This is a genomic window from uncultured Thiodictyon sp. (assembly GCF_903828115.1).
Lineage (GTDB): Bacteria > Pseudomonadota > Gammaproteobacteria > Chromatiales > Chromatiaceae > Thiodictyon.
Genome location: NZ_CAIKKU010000713.1, coordinates 1 through 2,679 on the forward strand (window position 1 = coordinate 1; position 2,679 = coordinate 2,679).

At 65.0% G+C, this 2,679-nt stretch carries 3 protein-coding genes; 2 read left to right on the forward strand and 1 reads right to left on the reverse strand.

The annotated features are described in order from the left end of the window. Window positions 1-261 precede the first annotated feature (261 nt). Window positions 262-687 carry a hypothetical protein gene (locus QZY48_RS26745; protein ID WP_295436594.1) on the forward strand — a complete coding sequence of 142 codons (426 nt, stop codon included), beginning with the start codon at window positions 262-264 and terminating at the stop codon, window positions 685-687. A gap of 18 nt (window positions 688-705) precedes the next feature. Here QZY48_RS26745 and arfB read toward each other — a convergent pair whose 3' ends face one another. Further along, complete coding sequence (gene arfB / locus QZY48_RS26750) at window positions 706-1,128, reverse strand: alternative ribosome rescue aminoacyl-tRNA hydrolase ArfB (protein WP_295436595.1); 423 nt, start codon at window positions 1,126-1,128, stop codon at window positions 706-708. A 486-nt stretch (window positions 1,129-1,614) separates the two neighbouring features. On the opposite strand from arfB, the gene QZY48_RS26755 reads away from it, so the two are divergent. Continuing rightward, the gene (locus QZY48_RS26755; RefSeq protein ID WP_366929790.1) at window positions 1,615-2,550 is read left to right on the forward strand and encodes a MoxR family ATPase; all 936 of its coding nucleotides are present in this window, start codon (window positions 1,615-1,617) and stop codon (window positions 2,548-2,550) included. The last annotated feature ends 129 nt before the right edge of the window (window positions 2,551-2,679 follow it).

The following is a 2,679-nucleotide window of genomic DNA, read 5'->3' on the forward strand; positions in this document are numbered from 1 at the left end:
ACCCCGACGCCCGGTCCGTGCGAACGTCCGGTCGCTGTCGCTGTAGGGTACGCATCGCGTACCCGGCTCCGGCGGTCGTGGCAGCTTGGCGGGCACGCGATGCGTACCCTACGACATGTGCGTTAACACATCAGTTCTAATCGCACCCGCCCGTCGGCAATGGATTGAATGTGGGGGAACGGGGTGAAGACCCGATCCCACCTCATAGAGGGATGATCCTTCACACCAGTCACCGTCCGCAGATAAGGTTGAAGGCCAACAATGAGCAAGAAAGTTTGGGTTTATGATCCGCATTCCGGCGGGGTCAAGATTCCGGAGGCCGTCCGTGAGCGGACGCGTGATCGTATTCTGGCGCACGCGCAGAAGCACTACGCCGGAAAGTACACTCGCATCGATGTGCGCTTCCGCGGTCAGTTGTGCTACATCGATGCCTACAAGGAACCCTTCGTCGCGCCGGACTTCGATCCGTCCCCGCTCGGGGTATCCCGTGAAGAATACATCGAGCGGCAGCGAAATTTTCCCATCCATTTGGTCCGTCTACGCTATTTCGGCAAAGAAGACCGCTGGTCCATGGCCTTTTATACCTACAGCCATGACAAATACGAAGCGAGCGTCTTCGACAATGGCACCTTTGAAGGCACGCCCGAGGAGGCGTTCGACACCGGGGCGGTTTATCTGGACGATTGACCCATGAGCGTGCGCACCCTAATCATCCCCCGACTGCCGCCCCCGCAGCCGCTTGGTCGCCGCGGTCGCCTTCTTGGTCTCCAGCCGCCGCTCCTTGGAGGCGCGGGTGGGTTTGGTCGCGACCCGCGGCTTGGGCCGGTGGGCGGCGCGCGCGATCAGCGCGACCAGACGCTCGCGGGCGTCCTCGCGGTTGCGCTCGCGGGTGCGGAAGCGGTGCGCCTCGATGGTCAGGACGCCCGCATTGTCCACCCGTCGACCGCCGAGTCGCAGCAGGCGTTGGCGCACGTCCTCCGGCAGGGACGGGGAGCGCGCGACGTCGAACCGCAGTTGCACTGCCGTCTCGACCTTGTTGACGTTTTGCCCGCCGGGCCCGGGGGAGCGGCAAAACTGCTCCGTCAGCTCGTCGGGGTCGATGTGGATCTGGGCTGTAATCTGGATCATCGCCGGATTGTACCCCGGGAGCGCCGCGCGCCGGCCCGGCGCCTGTTATCCCAAAAAGAGCAGTCAGCGATCAGCGACCAGCGATCAGCTTTCAGCATTCAGCTCTGAGTTTCATGAGTTCTTGACCACCCGGGGCATCGCCTGTCGGGTGGGCGCCTGCGGCTCCAAGACGGCTCGTAAGATGCTGATGCACTTATAGCTGACGGCTGACGGCTGACGGCTGACTGCTGACGGCTGACTGCCCTTTCCGGGGTTACCGGCCCGCGGGCCGCTCCCTTACCGAACCGTAAAGAACCGGTAACCCGATCGGCCTATCCAAAGCCCCGTGAATCCCCGACAATCTACCCCCATGTTCGCCTCATCGTCCTGCCCGTCCAACAGGGGATCAACGCCTTGGATCAGACCCTCTCCGACCCTTCCGTCAGCGACCTCAGCGGCGCGCCCGAACTCCCCGGCGGGGCGGCGCTCGCCGCCGAGTTCGCCGCCCTGCGCGACCATGTGGGCCGGGCCATCCTGGGTCAGGCCAATCTGATCGAGCGCCTGCTGATCGCCCTGCTGGCGGACGGACACCTGCTGGTCGAAGGCGCCCCGGGCCTGGCCAAGACCACTGCCATCAAGCAGTTGGCATGGGGCCTGGAGGGCGACTTCCACCGCGTCCAGTTTACCCCGGACCTGCTGCCGGCGGACCTGACCGGGACCGAGATCTATCGTCCCAACGACGGCAGCTTCCGCTTCGACCGCGGCCCCATCTTCCACAACCTGCTGCTGGCGGACGAGGTGAACCGGGCCCCGGCCAAGGTCCAGTCCGCGTTGCTCGAGGCCATGGGGGAGCGGCAGGTGACGGTGGGCCGCGAAACCTACCCCCTGCCGCGCCTGTTTCTGGTGATGGCGACCCAGAACCCGATCGAACAGGAGGGGACCTACCCGCTGCCGGAGGCCCAGCTCGACCGCTTTCTGATGCATGTGCGGGTGGACTACCCGGACGCCGTGACCGAACGGGCCATCCTGCACCTGAACCGGGACGAGGCCCTGCAGGACGGCCCGGCCCCACCCGCCGTGCGCCTGAGTCAGACGAGCATCTTTGCCGCCCGCCGCGCCATCTTCGGGCTCTATATGGCCCCGGGGGTAGAGGACTATCTGGTACACCTGGTGATGGCGACCCGTCGGCCCCAGGACTATGCGCCGGAGTTGCGGGACTGGCTGCGCTTCGGCGCCAGCCCGCGCGCCACCCTGGCCCTGGACCGTTGTTCCCGGGCGCGCGCCTGGCTCGCGGGGCGCGACTATGTCTCGCCCGAGGATATCCAGTCCGTGGCCCCGGACGTACTGCGCCATCGGGTGCTGCTCTCCTATGAGTCGGAGGCCGAGGGCCGGCACCCGGACGACTTCATCAATGCGCTGCTGGCACGGGTGCCGGTGCCTTAGTAACGAGCCAAGAACAAGTTAAACGCAATCGTTGTCGTTGTCGTTGTCGTTGTCGTTGTCGTAATCGTAATCGGAGAAGCGATGCACTTTAGGGTGCGAGAAAGTCCGGGGCACTACGATAATCTCGAC